The organism is Polaribacter sp. IC073, assembly GCF_007997075.1.
GTDB lineage: Bacteria > Bacteroidota > Bacteroidia > Flavobacteriales > Flavobacteriaceae > Polaribacter.
Window position 1 is genome coordinate 309,375 of sequence record NZ_VORS01000001.1, and the last position, 16,496, is coordinate 325,870.

The window sequence follows — 16,496 nt, forward strand, 5'->3', positions numbered from 1 at the left end:
TAATTAATTAAATATACTAAATCTAAACAAGAATCCGTTTTCTGAAACGCCATTATAATTAGACATTACATAATCTAAGCGCAAAACACGCCATTTACCAAAACCCAAGTTATCTAACCCCACAGAATACTCTGTATATGGTTTTGTATCTGCCATAACCAATGCTTTTGAACCTGCCACTAAATGGAAGTTTAATTTATTTAATAACGGAATTTTACCTAAAATTGCACCTCTAAAATTATGTTCTATATGCGCTTCTACATATTTATCATTGCTGTAAAATTTATAATAATCTAACAAACCAAAATTACTAATTCCACCTGTTTTTAAAGGATATCTTAATTGATTTCCGTTTGGCTGAAGAAAGTCCATAAACGCAATATTTTTCTTTTTTAAGAAAACCCCACCTCTAATATGATACCTAAAATTACCATAATTACCGGCATTTATGTCTTGTTTAATATTGGTAATAAACACATCAGAATTTAAGTCGGAATTAGTTGCCGCAAAAGTTTTACGATACCTAAGGTCTATACTTGGGTATTTATCATTTCCAATATTTTGTTTACTGTCTGGATATGATAAATATTTCTGACCAAAAACAAATCTTGTTCCCAAATTTAATGTTGCAATATTGTGCTCTGCAAATGCACCAACTCTAAAATCTGTGGCATCTAAAGGATTGTTAGATGTATAACCGCCATTCTTGTCATGAGAAACCCAAGAAAAATCTGTAGTATTAAATAACGGTTTTCTTTTCGCATATGCTAACGAACCAGAAACATAAATACCATTTTTAAACTCTTGAGAATACGATATTTCTGCCGCTTGTTTCTCATAAATTTTTAGATAATTATAATTATTTAGCAAAGAACTAAAGGTGTTATTCAGCTTTAAAATAGGTTTTCTTTCATTAAATTGTGGTGTTGTAATACCCACAGTTGCATACAATCTAGGTCTAGAAATATTGTTCCATTTTTTAGAGAAATAAACTGTTGGTCTAATGCGTTTATCAGAAAAACCATAAGTAGCATTTACACCTGCACTCCACCATTTACCTGTTTCATTTAAAGACTTAAAATAACTAAAACCGGCACCTGTATTAAAACCTTGCACAGTATTAAAGCCCGTTTTTAATAAAGGTCCGTTGTAAGAAAAAGACCAATCTTCATAAGAATTTCTAAATGTATAACCCATTATTGGATCTAACAAACCAAATTTATTTCCCTTCGCGTCTAAAGAATCTAAATATTTCTTAGATTTTCTAAGCACCTTAATACTATCTTTAATTTTATAATCTGTAACCTCTTCTTTTGTTAATGGAACAGGTCTTAATTTATTCCAAAATAAAGTGTCTTTTTTAGTCGCATTCTTTTCAAAAGACAAGACCTCATTTGTAAACGTACTTTCTGTAAAAGTGGGGTTAAAATTATAGTCTGAATAGGTGTAGGAAAATTTTCCGCTAGGTTTAAAACCAAAAATAGAAATATCAAAATCTATGGTTTGACTTATTAAAATCCATCCTTTTATTTCTTCGGAATAATTATACCCTTGTTTTAGCTTTAGAGAATTTACAACGGGTATATTTACTTGAGCCCCTGTTGCAGTTACATCTGTACCATACAAAGCCCAATCATTTTCTACAATGTAAATAAAACCTTCAAAAACACGATCATTTTTACGCTTAGGTAATAATTGTATTTTATTGATTAGTTTTTCATTTTTATCATAAAACGTTCCTACCAACTTATAGTTGTAATAACTAAAAGCATTCGATGATATTGGAGAAATCAAACCATTAAACACGGCAATACTATTTTCATACAAATCTATATTAGAGTCTTCTGCTCTGTTAAAACTGACGCCATTATCTTCACCAGAAACTTTAGAGGCCACTATCTTTTCTTTGAATTTTTTTGGTTTTTTCTGAAATGAAATATTAGAAAAAGTTTCTGATAAATAAATAATTCCGCTTCTTGTAGTGTCTAAACCTCCACCAAAATCGCCAGTACTTTGTCCGAAGAATTTTTCTGGAGCATCTTTAATTCTGGTCAATCCTCTAGAATAAAACTTCGCTGTGTAATTTGCGTACTTATCTGTATTCTTATCCTTATCTTTAATTACATTTCTAATAATTCTGTTTGCAGGATTGTCTTTTGTTGAAATAACAATTTCTTGCAATTGTACATTTTCTTCCTCTAAAACAACATTCAGCTTCAAAGGAAAAGAAGCAACATTTACCTCCTTTTTTAGCGTAGTAAAGCCTATAAATTGAAAAACCAAGGTATATTTTCCTGGTTTCTTCAGATTTAAGATGTAATCTCCATTATCATTTGTGGTAGTTCCAGTAACAGTTTTATTTAAATAGACACTTACAAAAGAAAGTGGCTCTCCATTTTTATCTGTAACATTTCCTTTTATCTGCGCATTCATAGCAAATGCACTACATAATAAAAAAATAAATGTAATTTTTTTCATAAAGCTGTTTTGTTGATAGTCGCAAACTTAAAGTTTCTGTTACAAGAAAATCTTTAATTTTTGTTAAACCAACTATAATTTGTTCTTGATTATTAAGACTACATAAAAACGATAATAGTTGTCTGGCAATAAAAATCCGGATAAATCATCAAAAATAAAATTAAGAAAAATCAATGTAAAAGTACGCGTTAATCCTTAGTACTATAGGAAAAACTCAATTTATAAAAGTTTACTTCTCTTCGTTTTCTCTTTCATTGAAAACCCTATATTTGTAACTTAAACAAGCAAACAAATATTATATGAGCGAATCTAGAAAAAGACACGAAGCTTTACTATATCATGCAAAACCAAAACCAGGAAAAATTGCGGTTGTTCCTACTAAGAAATATGCAACACAACACGATTTAGCGTTGGCATATTCTCCGGGAGTAGCAGAACCTTGTTTAGAAATTGCAAAAGACAGAAACAACGTTTATAAATATACTGCCAAAGGAAATTTAGTAGCTGTAATTTCTAACGGAACTGCTGTTTTAGGTTTGGGAGATATTGGTCCTGAGGCTTCAAAACCAGTAATGGAAGGAAAAGGTTTATTATTTAAAATCTTTGCAGATATTGATGTTTTTGATATTGAAGTAGACGCTACAGATGTAGAACTTTTTATACAAACCGTAAAAGCAATTGCGCCAACTTTTGGTGGAATAAACTTAGAAGATATAAAAGCGCCAGAAGCTTTTGAAATTGAAAGACGTTTAAAGGAAGAATTAGACATTCCTGTAATGCACGATGACCAACACGGAACTGCAATTATTTCTGCTGCAGCTTTAAAAAACGCCATCGATATTACAGAAAAAGACATTAGCAAAGTAAAAATTGTTGTGAATGGTGCGGGTGCTGCAGCAATTTCTTGTACACGTTTATACTTAAGGTTAGGTGTAACAAGAGAAAATGTTGTTATGTGCGACAGTAAAGGAGTTATTAGAAGCGATAGAAGCGATCTTACCTCTCAAAAAGCCGAATTTGCAACAGACAGAGATTTACAAACCTTAGATGAAGCAATGCAAAATGCAGATATTTTTATAGGTTTATCTAAAGGAAACGTGGTTACACCAGCAATGTTATTAACAATGGCAAAAGACCCAATTGTTTTTGCTATGGCAAATCCAGATCCAGAAATAGAATATGATATTGCCGTAGCAACAAGAAAAGATTTGATTATGGCTACCGGAAGATCAGACCATCCGAATCAAGTAAATAACGTACTTGGTTTTCCGTTTATTTTTAGAGGTGCTTTAGATGTTAGAGCTACTAAAATTAACGAAGAAATGAAAATGGCTGCCGTACATGCCTTGGCAGATTTGGCAAAAAAATCGGTACCAGAACAAGTAAACATTGTTTATGACGAAGTTAATTTGGCATACGGAAGAGAATATATTATTCCGAAACCATTTGACCCAAGATTAATTTATGAAATTCCGCCAGCAATTGCAAAAGCGGCAATGGATTCTGGTGTTGCGCTAGAGCCAATTGAAGATTGGGATAAATACAGAGAAGAACTAATGGAGCGTTCTGGTACTGGTAGTAAAGAAATTAGACTTTTACACAACAGAGCAAAAAGCAACCCAAAACGTGTTGTTTTTGCAGAAGCAGATCATTTAGATGTTTTAAAGGCTGCACAAAGAGTGCATGAAGATAAATTAGGTATCGTAATTTTATTAGGTAGAAAAGAAGTTATTCTTGAGCTAAAAGAAGAAATTGGTTTTACAGATGAAGTAACCATTATAGATCCTAAAACAGACGAAGAAGACGAAAGGAGAAATCGTTTTGGTGAAGCATATTGGAAAACGCGCCAGAGAAAAGGAAGAACTTTTTCTGAAGCAAAAAAATTAATGCGAGAGCGTAATTATTTTGCTGCAATGATGGTAAATGAAGGGGAAGCAGATGCCTTAATTACAGGGTATTCTAGACCTTACCCATCTGTTGTGAAACCAATGATAGAGTTAATTGAAAGAGACAAAGATGTTTCTAGAATTGCGGCTTGTAATTTAATGTTAACAAAACAAGGTCCTTTATTTTTAGCAGATACTACTATTAATGAGAATCCTACGGCTAAAGAATTGGCAAAAATTGCACAAATGACAGGTAAGTTTGTAAGTATGTTTGGTATGAAACCAAATATTGCAATGTTATCTTTCTCTAACTTTGGTTCTTCTAACTCAGATACTTCTAAAAAAATTAGAGAAGCTGTTTCTTACATTCACCGTCACTTTCCAGACACGGTAATCGATGGAGAAATACAAGCAGATTTTGCTTTAAATCCAGAATTATTAGCAAAAGAGTTTCCTTTTTCTAAATTGAATGGAAAAAAAGTGAATGTTTTAATCTTTCCTAATTTAGAATCTGCAAACATTACCTACAAGTTATTAAAACAAGTAGAGGGGGTAGAATCTATTGGACCTGTAATCTTAGGTTTTAACAAACCTGTACATATAATACAATTAGGTGCAAGTGTAGACGAAATGGTAAACATGGCTGCTTTGGCAGTTGTAGACGCTCAGCAAAAAGAAAAAAGAAACAACAAATAAAAAGTATTACATTAGAAGCCAGAATAAAGTTTTATGATCACACAAATTAGAGGAAGATTAGTAGAGAAAAATCCAACAGAAGTTGTTGTAGATTGCAATGGCGTTGGGTATTTGCTTCATATTTCTTTAAATACGTTTTCTGCATTACCTGCAGATGAGAATGTAATTTTGTATACGCATCTTTCTATACGGGAAGATGCGCATACACTTTTTGGTTTTATCAATAAAACAGAAAGAGCTATTTTTAAGTTCTTAATTTCTGTTTCTGGTGTTGGGCCAAGTATTGCAAGAACCATGTTGTCTTCTATGACTTCCGAAGAAATTCAGCAAGCAATTGCATCAGAAAATGTTGCGGTAATACAATCTGTAAAAGGAATTGGTGTAAAAACAGCACAAAGAGTAATTGTAGACTTAAAAGACAAGATCTTAAAGACCTTTGATATAGATGAAGTTTCTATGAGCGCAAGCAATACAAACAAAGATGAAGCGTTATCTGCTTTAGAAGTTTTAGGTTTTCAAAGAAAACAATCAGAGAAATTGGTGTCTATTATTGTAAAAGAACATGCAGATGCTTCTGTAGAGAAAATTATAAAATTAGCCTTAAAAAGTTTATAATCAATTGAGTACAATCTTTAAAAGCACTTTTCTATTTTTAGTAATTACTTTCGGAGTAAGCTTAACTACCTACGCCCAAAATAATACAGAAAAAGATTCGACAAACAACAAAAAAGAAGATGTAAACCTTCGGTACGACTTTAAAAGCACTCAAAAAGGAGGTTTGTATTTAGATGATTTAGCACAAAAAGAAATTATTTTTGATAAGGTCTTAAACAAATATGTTATTGTTGAAAAAATTGGGAATTACTACACACGAACTCCTATTTATTTATCACCAAGAGAATATCAACAATACCGTTTAAAAAGAGATATGTTGCAATACTTTAAAGACAAAGTAAGCGCAACAAACAGTAAGAAAAAAGGTTCTAAAGATGCTCAAAAAGACTTATTACCAACTTATTACGTAAACAATAAGTTTTTTGAAACCATTTTTGGCGGAACCGAAGTAAAAGTAACACCTACCGGAAACTTAAACCTTAAACTTGGTTTCATTTATCAGAATACAGACAATCCGCAGATTTCTGAAGAAAACAGGAGTAGTCTTACTTTTGATTTTGATCAACAAATAAACGCGAGTATTCGTGCAAAGGTTGGGGAACGTTTAGAATTTACTGCAAATTATGACACACAAGCTTCTTTTGATTTTCAAAATTTAGTGAAAATTGATTTTACACCCACCGAAGACGATATTATACAAGGTTTAGAAGCGGGTAATATTTCAATGCCAATTAAAAACTCTTTAATTAATGGCGCACAAAGTTTGTTTGGAGTAAAAACAGATTTAAAATTCGGAAACACAAACATTACCGCTGTTTTCTCTCAACAAAACTCTGAGAGCAAAACCGTCGTTGCAGAAGGTGGTGCTTCTATACAGCCTTTTGAGTTGAGAACAACAGATTACGATAATGATAGACACTTTTTCTTATCGCAATACTTCATAGATAATTATGCAAATTCGTTAAAGAATTATCCGTTAATAAATAGTCCGATAAATATTACAAGAGTAGAAGTTTGGATTACGAATAGAAATGCAAGTACAGAAGATTATAGAAGTATTGTTGCCTTTGCAGATATTGGTGAATCTAAAGTAAATGTTTTGGTTGACGAAAATGGCGTGGTTTTAAACCCTGCCATTACACAAGCACAAGTTGCTGGAAACAATTTACCTTTTAATGGCGCTAATAGAATTGGAACAGAAATTATTCCTGCTGGTGGTATTAGAGATGTTTCTACAGTAGACAGTTCTTTACAACCTTACAACATGCAAAACGGAACCAATTATTCTGTTTTAGAAAATGCAAGAAAATTAGATCAAAATGAATATCGCTTAAATCCGCAATTAGGTTTTATCTCCTTAAATAGAAGATTAAATGATGGTGAAGTTTTAGCTGTAGCTTATGAGTATACCGTTGCTGGTAACGTAAACGGAAGTACTAAAAACTCATTTAAAGTTGGAGAGTTCTCTAATGACGGAATTCAAGCACCTAATAACCTAGCTGTAAAATTATTACGTTCAGAAATTTTACAAACCAAAAGACCCGACGGAAATGGTGGTGAAGAATCTTTTCCTACCTGGCGTTTAATGATGAAAAACGTGTATGCTTTAGGTGCTTTCCCATTAACACAAGATGGTTTTAGGTTCGAAATTCAATATAGAGATGACAAAACCGGAATCCCTTCGAACGTTTTACAAAATGCAGAAACTGCCGGTATTTCTAACATCCCTTTGTTACAAGTTTTAAATTTAGATCAGTTAGACCAAAGTCAGTCTAGAGAACCCGATGGTTTTTTCGATTATGTAGAAGGAATTACGGTAAACTCAGAAAACGGATTCATATTTTTCCCCGAACCAGAACCTTTTGGAAACGATTTAGAAGATGAATTAACAAACCCTGCCGATGCTAATTTTTTGTTTAAAGAACTGTATTTAAATACAAAAACCAACATTAAGAATAATTTTCAGAATAAAGACAAGTATTTCTTAAAAGGATATTTTAAATCAGAAAATTCTGGCGGAATTCCTATTGGAGCTTTTAACGTACCTAGAGGTTCTGTAAAAGTTTCTGCTGGCGGAAGACAGTTGGTAGAAGGGGTAGATTATGTTGTAGATTATCAATTAGGAAGAGTACAAATTATAGATCCTGGCTTGCAAGCCTCTGGTGTACCTATTAGCGTTTCTACGGAAAATAACGCTGTCTTTAATCAACAAAGAAAAACCTTTTTTGGTGTTGATGTTGAACACAAATTTTCAGATGATTTTATCATTGGTGCTACCTATTTAAATATTGAAGAAAGACCTTTAACACCTAAAGTAAATTTTGGTGCAGAACCGATAGATAATACCATGTTAGGTTTTAATTTTAACTATTCTACAGAAGTTCCTTATTTTACCAAATTGGCAAATAAATTGCCTTTTGTTGATACCGATGCACCTTCTAATTTATCTGTAAGAGGAGACATGGCGTATTTAATTCCCGGAACGCCAAGTGGTATAGATGTTGCGGGTGCTGCAACTTCTTACATAGATGATTTTGAAGCGTCTCAAATACCCATTAGTTTATTATCTTCTTTAGATTGGTATGAAGCAAGTACCCCAAAATATTTTCCTAATTTAAACGGAGAAAGAGATGATTTATCTTACAATTACAAAAGAGGGAAGTTAGCTTGGTATAGTGTAGATCAGATATTTTATGGTGTTGGTGACACGCCTGCAAGTATAGATGCAGATGAACTTTCTAGAGCAGAAACAAGACAAATTAATTATAGAGAATTGTTTCCGAATGTGCAATTAGACATTACACAAAACTCTTTAGTTAGAACCTTAGATTTAGCTTATTTCCCACAAGAAAGAGGTTCTTATAACTATGACCCGTCTGCAACAATTCAAGGTGATAAAGTAACATTGTCGAATCCAGAAACAAGGTGGGGTGGAATTATGCGTGCATTAACTACGAATAATTTTGACCAAGCAAATGTTGAGTACATGCAGTTTTGGATTATGGATCCTTATCAAAATTATTCGATAACAGAAGAAGAAGGTTTACCAACAGGTGTTAATCCGAATAACCCTGCAAATCAAGTAGGAGATTTATACATCAATCTAGGGAATATTTCTGAAGATATTTTAAAAGACAACCGTAAAATGTACGAAAACGGTTTGCCAGAAGATGGGTTAAAAGTTGATGGAAGCAATGTAAATAGTACTGTTTGGGGAGATGTTCCTAGAAATCCATCAATAATATATGCGTTTAATGAACAAGATGGTGCTAGAACAAATCAAGATATTGGTTTTGATGGTTTAAATGATGCTGAAGAAAAAAACCTTCCTGGAATTGGACAATTTGCAGCTCTTAATGATCCTGCTGGAGACAATTTTCAGTTTTTTAGAGGCTCTAATTTAGACGCCATCAATGCATCCTTAATAACAAGATATAAAAACTTTAATAATACGCAAGGAAACTCGCCAACGTTAAATCAATCTACAGAAGCGTATCCTACTTCATCTACCACATACCCAGATACAGAAGACATCAATAGAGACCAAACCATGAATACTGTAGAAAGTTATTATGAGTATAAAATCTCGATGAACAAAGCGAATCTAAGAAAAGGTGTTGGTTATGTTGTTGATGAAAAAACAACGTCTATAACTTTAGAAAACGGAAATACGCAGCAAACAAAATGGTATCAATTTAGAGTTCCTGTAAGAAGTGGAACGCCTGTAAATGGAATTTCCGACTTTAACAGTATCCGTTTTATAAGAATGTTCTTAACCAATTTTAAAATGCCAATTGTGGTTCGTTTTGGTGAATTAGATTTGGTTCGTGGAGATTGGAGACGTTATGTTAGAACGTTAGATCCTGCAACAACCCCAGACAGAGAATTAACACAAGATGAATTAAATGATTTTGAGGTTGGTGTTGTAAGTATAGAGCAAAATGAAGGAACTTATATTCAGCCTCCAGGAATTGAGCGAGAACGTTTGCAAGGAAGTACTACTGTACAATTGCAAAATGAACAATCTGTAACGTTAAAAGTTACTCGATTAAAACCAGATGAAACAAGAGCTATCTACAAAAATATTAGCATAGATTTAAGACGTTTTAAGCAACTAAAAATGTTTATGCATTTAGAGGAAACGCAAACAGAATCTTTTGTAAATGATGGCGACATGTCTGCAGTTATTCGATTAGGAACAGATTTAAACGAAAATTTTTATCAGCTTGAAATTCCACTTGCTGTTACAAAAAACGGAACTTCTGCATTAGATATTTGGCCAGAAGCAAATAATTTAGATGCTTTCTTAGAAACCTTTGGTAAAATTAAATTAGAAAGAAATAGTGCCAACTTTCCTGTTGGTGAAATTTATGAATCTCAAGAACAAGACGCCAACTTACCTTATAAAATTAGCGTAAAAGGAAATCCTACTTTAGCACAATTAAGAACGATTATGTTAGGTCTTAAAAACACCTCTTTAACTGCAAAAAGTGCAGAAGTTTGGTTTAATGAATTGCGTTCTGCTGGGTTTGATAATAAAGGTGGTTGGGCTGCAGTTGTTAATGCAGATGCAAATTTTGCTGATGTTGCCAATGTTTCTTTAGCAGGAAGCATGTCTACAATTGGTTTTGGTAATGTACAAGACAGGGTAAACCAACGTAGTTTAGACGAAACCAAACAATATGATGTTGCCACATCTATCAACTTAGGGAAAGTCTTGACTCCAGAAAAATGGGGAATTCAATTGCCAATGAGTTATAGTATTGGTGAGAGGTTTATCGACCCAAAATTTGATCCTCAGTACCAAGATATTACTTTAGAAGACGCTTTAGAACAAAATCCTAATAGTGAATTTTCTAGAGATTATACCAAAAGAACAAGCATCAGTTTTATAAATGTAAAGAAAAATAGAAATCCTAATTCAACAAAAAAACCTCAGTTTTATAATGTTGAAAATGTCTCTGTTTCTTATGCACATAACAAAGAATTTCATAGAGATTATAACATCAAAAAATATATAAATGAAAGTGTTACTGCAGGTGCCACTTACAATTATAACTTTCAAGCGAAACCGATAGAACCTTTTAAAAACATCGCTTTTTTAAATAGCAAGTATTTAAAACTGATTAAAGACTTTAACTTTAATCCAATTCCTTCTACGGTAGCAGTAAACTCTAGAATTAATAGAAACTTTACAGAACAACAATCTAGAAACTTGGTGGAAGGTTTGTCTGATCAACCAGAATTAAAGCAACGTAGGTTTTTATTCGATTGGGACTATACTGTTGGTTTCGATTTAACAAAATCACTTCAGTTTAATTTTAATGCAACCAATAGTTACATTTATGATACGTTTGGTGCGAATGATGATATTCAGATTTATGATGATTTCTTTAACACAGGAAGAGCAAATCATTACCATCAAAAGCTAAACGGTACGTATCAATTACCAATAGATAAAATTCCTTTTTTAAGTTGGATAAAAGCAGATTATGCATACACCGCAGATTTCGATTGGCAAGCTGCCGCACAAAGTACCATAGATGTTGGTGGTGCAGATGTTGCGTATGTAGATTTAGTTGGTAATGTTATTCAAAATGCAAATACTCATAATATAAATACCACATTTACATTCGAAAAATTCTACAAAGGTTTAGGGTTCGAGAAACTTTTAATGAGTAAAGCGCTAAGAAAAAGTAAAAAAGGAGCTCCTATAAATGCTTTGCCTCGTGCTCCTAGAGGAGTCAGTAGAAAGAAAAATCTTCCTTTAGGGAAGCAGCTTTTAAAAGGTATTTATGATGTGGTAACCTCTGTAAAACAAGGAAAAATAAGTTATTCTGAAAATAATGGACAATTTTTACCTGGTTACACAGAAGATGTTGGCTTTTTAGGTGGCGCGCCAACTTCATTTGCTTTTGGTAGTCAAGTAGATATTAGAAATAAAGCATTGCAAAACGGTTGGTTGGTTGGCCCAAGAGACCCAGATAATAGCGAATATTACAACAAAACGTATAGCAGAACACGTTATAACAAGTTAGATTATACTTTTACGGTAAAGCCATTTAAAGATTTAAATATTGATGTAAGAGGAAATAAAATTAAGACTAGAGATCTATCGCAACAATTAGATGTTGTAGATAATGGTTCTGCTACAGGAGCTTTAGATTTTAGTGCACCTGCTTTTGAAACAGGAAACTTTAGTACAAGTTTTTCTATGATTGCTACCGCTTTTTCAAATGGCAATGCTTTGTTTGAAACGATGAGAGGGTATAGAAGTGTAATTGCAAATAGATTAGCTACAGAAAACGGTGCGCCAGTAGCTGGTTATGGTGAAAATAGTCAGCAAGTTTTATTACCTGCATTTATGGCAGCATATTCTGGTGCAAACCCAGACAAAGTAAATACAAGTTTATTTAAAAATATTCCGATACCCAATTGGACGTTGCGTTATACCGGTTTAATGAAACTAGATTTCTTTAAAGAGAACTTTAGCAACTTTGTAGTTTCTCATGGGTATAAATCTTCTTATACAGTATCTAGTTTTACAAACAATTTGCAATATGATAGAGCAAATGCATTTTCAGCAACAAACTCTGCAGGAAACTATGAACCAGAATTGTTAGTTTCTGCTGCTACTTTAGTGGATGAATTTTCTCCGTTAATAAAGGTAGATATGAAAATGAGAAATTCTTTTTCTTTAAGAGGTGAAATTAAAAGTGATAGAACACTTACCATGAATTTTAACAACAGTACCTTAACAGACATTAAAGGAACTGAATATATTTTTGGTTTAGGGTACATATTTAAAGACGTTAAAATGAATACACGCTTTACAGGAAAGAAAACAACCTTAAAAGGAGATGTAAATTTAAGAGCAGATGTATCTTTAAGAGATAATTTAACACAAATTAGAAGTGTTGATGAAGATAATAATCAAATTAGTGGTGGTCAAAGATTATTTTCTATTAAATTTACAGCCGATTATAGATTGAGCAATAATTTGACGGCATCGTTTTATTACAATCATCAAACATCTAAATATGCTATTTCTACCACGTTCCCGCGACAAGCAATAAATGGTGGATTTAATATTATTTACAATTTAGGAGGAAATTAAATAATTAACAATCATAACATATATTAAAAAATGAACATTCCATCAGACTTAAAATACACAAAAGACCACGAGTGGCTTAAGATAGAAGGCAACACTGCAACTGTAGGTATTACAGATTTTGCACAAGGAGAATTAGGAGACATCGTTTATGTAGATGTAGATACTTTAGATGATACTGTAGAAGAAGGAGACGTTTTTGGCTCTGTTGAAGCAGTAAAAACGGTTTCAGATTTATTTATGCCTTTAACCGGTGAAGTTATCGAATTTAATGACACTTTAGAAGATGACCCAGAATTGGTAAACTCAGATCCTTATAATAAAGGATGGATGATTAAAATCCAAATTTCTGACAGCTCACAAATAGATGATTTATTAGATGCTGAAGCATATAAAAACCTTGTTCAAGGGTAAACTTTTAATAATTGCCATAGTTATAACTATTAGTATTCTGTATTTAAGCCTTATGAGAGTGCCTAAATATGATATTTCAATAAGTCATTTAGACAAATGGCAGCATTGTTTAGCATATTTCACATTATCCCTTTCTTGGTTATTTGCAGTCTACAAAGAAAACAAAAAATACTTAATTGTATTTGCTTGTGTTGTGTTTGGCATAATTATTGAAATTTTACAACATACATTAACAAATTATAGAACAGGAGATTACTTTGATGTTATTGCGAACTCTCTTGGTGTTTTGATCGGTTTGTTGGTTTATAATCAGGTTTTTAAAAAAAATCTGCTTAAATAATAAAAAGACTTGTAATTAACACAATAATTTAGTTAAATTAGCGAACTATAAAAACTCTTATTCCATGGAAATAAAGAAGAATCCGAAATCGAACTTAGAAAATTACAGTAAAATATTTATGCAAATTGGTCTTGTATTAGCCTTATTTGTAACGTATGCTGCAATTGAAAAGAAAACTTATGATAAAACAACAAGCTCTCTAGGTGTTGCAAATATGAATGCAATGATGGATGAAGATATTCCTATTACTGAAAGAGTAGAGCCTGTAAAACCAAAAACACCACCACCACCAACTCCAGAAAAGATTGAAGTTGTGGAAGATGAAAAAGAAGTTGTAGAGACTGTAATAGAGTCTACAGAAACAGATGAAACGGAAGCTATTGAAGTTGAAGAAATTGTAGAAATTGCAGAAGCTGAAGAAGTTATAGAGGATGTAAACTTTATGATTATTGAAGATTCTCCGGTATTTCCTGGTTGTAAAGGAAATAAGAAAGAATTAAAAGATTGTTTCAGTAAAATGGTACAAAAACACTTCTCTAGAAAATTTGATGCAGAATTACCTAATGAATTAGGTCTTTCTCCAGGTAGAAAAAGAGTTTTTATTGGTTTTAAAATTGATAGACAAGGTAACATTGTAAATGTTCAAGCTAGAGGGCCACACCCCAAAATTGAGCAAGAAGTTATTAAGGTAATGAAATTATTACCTAAGATGAAACCAGGAAAACAAAGAGGGAAACCAGTAGGTGTAAGTTTTAATATTCCTTTTACTTTATTAGTAGAATAATAATATGTAACTAAAAGATACAAAACGCTTAGAATAACTTCTAAGCGTTTTTTTTTTCATAAAACTAAGGCTGAGTCTATAATTACTATTTATTCTAAAAGTTTAAATACCATATAAGAAAGACATTTTAACTACTTTCAAACATAAAAACACCAATGAATTAGTATCTTTATTTTATTTACATATCAAAAAATTAAAATAGTTAACAACATGGCAATAATGAAAGTAATTGAGGTTTTAGCAAGCTCAGAAAAAAGTTGGGAAGAAGCAACAAAAAAAGCAGTGAGACAAACTTCTAAAACTGTTAGGAATATAAAATCTGTATTTGTACAATCACAAAGTGCGGTTGTAAATGAAGACGAAATAACAGAATTTAGAGTAAATCTTAAAATAACTTTTGAAGTATCTTAATTTATCCTAAATATTTATAATACTACCTGTTAAACTCTCTAAATTTTTATTTTTTTTGTAAAAAGTATCTCATGGTGCATAAGAATGCGTATTAATATTTTTTATGAGAAGAAACACACAAAATTTATTTTTTAGTACACATCTAATTTTACAGTAATTTACGACTGATTTTAACAAAAAAGCGCTATTTTTTTATCATTAATCTATACCTCCAATTATATCAATCTTATTAACTTTGCGGTTCTTTAAAAATTAATTATATGGAAGAATATATTATCACATTACAAAAAATATTAATAGAATACACTCCAAGAGTTTTAATGGCTTTAGCCATGTTAATTATTGGTTTAATAATTGTTAGAGTAGTTGTAAGCACAACTAGAAAAATTCTAAAGAAAAGAGGTGTAGATGTTACACTTCAAAAGTTTCTAGGAAATTTAATAAGTTGGGTTTTAAAAATATTATTATTCATAACTGTAATTGCAAAATTAGGAGTTGAAACCGCTTCTTTTGCTGCAATTTTAGCTGCAGCTGGTTTAGCCATTGGTTTAGCACTTCAGGGTTCTTTAGGTAATTTTGCTGGTGGTATACTTTTAATGCTTTTTAAACCTATTAAAATAGGCGATTTTATAGAAGCACAAGGTGTAAGTGGTACCGTAAAAGAAATTGAAATTTTTACGACCAAACTAAATACAACAGATAATAAAGAAATTATTATTCCTAATGGAGCTCTTTCCAACGGAAATATTGTTAATTATAGCACAGAAGATACCCGTCGTGTGGACTTTACCTTTGGTGTTGGTTATGATGCTGACATTAAGAAAACCAAGGAAATTATTTTTGGTGTGATTAATGCACATCCATTGGTTTTAAAAGAACCTGCTACCGCCGTAAACTTATCTGAATTAGCAGATAGTTCTCTTAATTTCTTTACACGTGGTTGGGTAAAAAAAGAAGATTATTGGACGGTTAAGTTTGATGTTTTAGAACAAACCAAAGAAGCACTTGATGCGGCTGGAATTGATATTCCGTATCCGCACAGAGTAAATATCAATAAAAACGAATAAGAGTTAAAACGTAGGTTTCTTTTTCTTTTCTGGAATAACCACGAAGTCTTTTAAATAAAAAGGCTCGAAATAAGCGACATCTTCGATGTCGTTTTTTTTGTACTTAATATTAGATAATGCTGCCATTTCTTTTGAAGAAGGAAATTTATCATCAATAAAAACTGCATTTGCATGCGTAATTACTTCTTTACATTTCTGAGATCCATCACCTAAAAAATAAACTTTTCCATTGCATAAGGCTTCAGAAAAAGAAGTTTCATCAATAATTTCTGCTTTTATGTCTCTTATTTGTTGATGATTTTCATCAAAAACAGCTGCATAAACCTCCATTCTTCTAGCATCTAACATAGGAACAATACTACCTTTTGCTACAGAAATGGCATGCGATAAGGAGGTTAAAGTATCAATAGAAATTAACGGCTTATCTAGGGCAAATGAAAGTCCTTTTGCGGCAGAAACACCAATCCTTAAACCCGTATAAGAACCAGGGCCTTTACTTACTGCTATAGCATCTATTTCTTCTTTAGATATGTTTCCTTCTGTTAAAATAATATCTATAAAAGAATGTAAAACTTCTGCATGCGAATAATTACCATTATTTAATTCTTTAATTGCGATGATTTCACCATTATTTGCAAGATTTACAGAACAGTTTTTTGTTGAAGTTTCTATGTTTAGGATAATTGCCAAT

General features: G+C 32.0%; 10 protein-coding genes. 8 read left to right on the forward strand and 2 right to left on the reverse strand.

Annotated features, from left to right (window positions below; genetic code table 11):
- Positions 1–3: 3 nt before the first annotated feature.
- Positions 4–2,478: a DUF5686 and carboxypeptidase regulatory-like domain-containing protein gene (locus tag ES045_RS01310; protein WP_147111169.1), complete on the reverse strand. Its 2,475-nt coding sequence runs from the start codon at positions 2,476–2,478 to the stop codon at positions 4–6.
- A 299-nt stretch (positions 2,479–2,777) separates the two neighbouring features.
- Between ES045_RS01310 and ES045_RS01315 the strand changes: the two genes are divergently transcribed.
- The 8 genes from ES045_RS01315 to ES045_RS01350 all read left to right on the forward strand — a co-directional run bounded on the left by ES045_RS01315 (position 2,778) and on the right by ES045_RS01350 (position 15,805).
- Positions 2,778–5,060 carry an NADP-dependent malic enzyme gene (locus ES045_RS01315; protein WP_147111172.1) on the forward strand — a complete coding sequence of 761 codons (2,283 nt, stop codon included), beginning with the start codon at positions 2,778–2,780 and terminating at the stop codon, positions 5,058–5,060.
- 33 nt (positions 5,061–5,093) lie between these two features.
- A complete protein-coding gene (ruvA, locus tag ES045_RS01320) occupies positions 5,094–5,675 on the forward strand; it encodes a Holliday junction branch migration protein RuvA (protein WP_147111175.1) in 582 nt (193 codons plus the stop codon).
- A gap of 13 nt (positions 5,676–5,688) precedes the next feature.
- On the forward strand, positions 5,689–12,792 hold the full coding sequence (gene sprA / locus ES045_RS01325) for a cell surface protein SprA (protein WP_189663009.1): 7,104 nt from the start codon (positions 5,689–5,691) through the stop codon (positions 12,790–12,792).
- Between the two features lie 30 nt (positions 12,793–12,822).
- Positions 12,823–13,203, forward strand: coding sequence for a glycine cleavage system protein GcvH (gene gcvH / locus ES045_RS01330; RefSeq protein ID WP_147111181.1), 381 nt, complete (start codon positions 12,823–12,825; stop codon positions 13,201–13,203).
- A gap of 52 nt (positions 13,204–13,255) precedes the next feature.
- Entirely contained in the window at positions 13,256–13,543 is a 288-nt protein-coding gene (locus tag ES045_RS01335; protein ID WP_223267151.1) for a VanZ family protein, read from the forward strand.
- A gap of 64 nt (positions 13,544–13,607) precedes the next feature.
- Positions 13,608–14,327 carry an energy transducer TonB gene (locus ES045_RS01340; protein WP_147111186.1) on the forward strand — a complete coding sequence of 240 codons (720 nt, stop codon included), beginning with the start codon at positions 13,608–13,610 and terminating at the stop codon, positions 14,325–14,327.
- 210 nt (positions 14,328–14,537) lie between these two features.
- A complete protein-coding gene (locus ES045_RS01345) occupies positions 14,538–14,738 on the forward strand; it encodes a dodecin family protein (RefSeq protein WP_147111189.1) in 201 nt (66 codons plus the stop codon).
- A 260-nt stretch (positions 14,739–14,998) separates the two neighbouring features.
- Positions 14,999–15,805, forward strand: a complete 807-nt coding sequence (locus ES045_RS01350; protein ID WP_147111194.1) for a mechanosensitive ion channel family protein — start codon at positions 14,999–15,001, stop codon at positions 15,803–15,805.
- A 3-nt stretch (positions 15,806–15,808) separates the two neighbouring features.
- On the opposite strand, the gene tsaB is transcribed toward ES045_RS01350, so the two are convergent.
- A complete protein-coding gene (tsaB, locus tag ES045_RS01355) occupies positions 15,809–16,495 on the reverse strand; it encodes a tRNA (adenosine(37)-N6)-threonylcarbamoyltransferase complex dimerization subunit type 1 TsaB (protein ID WP_147111197.1) in 687 nt (228 codons plus the stop codon).
- Between the last annotated feature and the right edge of the window lies 1 nt (position 16,496).

Excerpts from the sequence above, each read along its gene's own strand:
- ES045_RS01310 (WP_147111169.1), bottom strand. The coding sequence starts at position 2,478 with ATGAAAAAAATTACATTTATTTTTTTATTATGTAGTGCATTTGCTATG.
- ES045_RS01315 (WP_147111172.1), top strand. The coding sequence starts at position 2,778 with ATGAGCGAATCTAGAAAAAGACACGAAGCTTTACTATATCATGCAAAA.
- ruvA (WP_147111175.1), top strand. The coding sequence starts at position 5,094 with ATGATCACACAAATTAGAGGAAGATTAGTAGAGAAAAATCCAACAGAA.
- gcvH (WP_147111181.1), top strand. The coding sequence starts at position 12,823 with ATGAACATTCCATCAGACTTAAAATACACAAAAGACCACGAGTGGCTT.
- ES045_RS01335 (WP_223267151.1), top strand. The coding sequence starts at position 13,256 with ATGAGAGTGCCTAAATATGATATTTCAATAAGTCATTTAGACAAATGG.
- ES045_RS01340 (WP_147111186.1), top strand. The coding sequence starts at position 13,608 with ATGGAAATAAAGAAGAATCCGAAATCGAACTTAGAAAATTACAGTAAA.
- ES045_RS01345 (WP_147111189.1), top strand. The coding sequence starts at position 14,538 with ATGGCAATAATGAAAGTAATTGAGGTTTTAGCAAGCTCAGAAAAAAGT.
- ES045_RS01350 (WP_147111194.1), top strand. The coding sequence starts at position 14,999 with ATGGAAGAATATATTATCACATTACAAAAAATATTAATAGAATACACT.